2 protein-coding genes are annotated in these 666 nt (G+C 71.2%); both read left to right on the forward strand.

Annotation, left to right across the window (positions count from 1 at the left end; all coding sequences use genetic code 11):
- The coding region (locus IF46_RS34965) for a methyltransferase domain-containing protein (RefSeq protein ID WP_030492135.1) at positions 1 to 361 on the forward strand (361 nt) is incomplete at its 5' end.
- Positions 361 to 666: hypothetical protein (locus IF46_RS0131980; protein WP_030492136.1), on the forward strand; the 306-nt coding region annotated here is incomplete at its 3' end. The genes IF46_RS34965 and IF46_RS0131980, both read left to right, overlap by 1 nt.

Genomic DNA, 666 nt, shown 5'->3' on the forward strand with positions numbered 1-666 from the left:
CCACGCCGCCCACAACGCCCTCACCCCCGGCGGCTGGCTCGCCCTCGAAGTACCCAACATCGCCTCCGCCGCCGCCAACCGACTCGGCACCGACTGGCCGGGCCTGCAACCGCGCTACCACCGCTGGCACTTCACCCCGGACACCCTGGTCCGACTGCTGACCGACCTCGGCTTCGAGGTGCTCCGGCAGGACACCACTGTCTTTCGCTACTACATGCCGCTGGCCTACCGGCTGCGGCACGCACGACGCCTTCTCCCCGCCGACCTGGTCGGGCTCCGCTCACCGCGGCTGACCCACCCACGCCTCGGCGACCTACTCCGGGTGATCGCCCGGGCGCCACGAACCGGACGGAGTACCTGATGAAACTGGATGGGATCGAACTGGTCCGCTGCCAGCTATGCGGCCGTGCCGGTGGACACTCGCCGACCCTCGGCGACCTGCTGTGGAGCTGCCCGGACTGCGGCTTCGTCTGGACCGCGGGCAGCGCCCCGGCGCCGGAGGAGCTGTACGACGAGGCCTACTACACGACCGACGGGTACCAGGACTACTTCGCGTCCGCCGGTCAACGCCGGTTCGAGGCGGGCCGGCGGCTGCGCTGGCTGCTGTCCACCGTCCGCCCCACCGTCCTGCTCGAAGCCGGCTGCGCCGGCGGCTACTTCCTCGAA

The sequence above is a fragment of the Micromonospora chokoriensis genome (assembly GCF_000718555.1).
GTDB lineage: Bacteria > Actinomycetota > Actinomycetes > Mycobacteriales > Micromonosporaceae > Micromonospora > Micromonospora chokoriensis_B.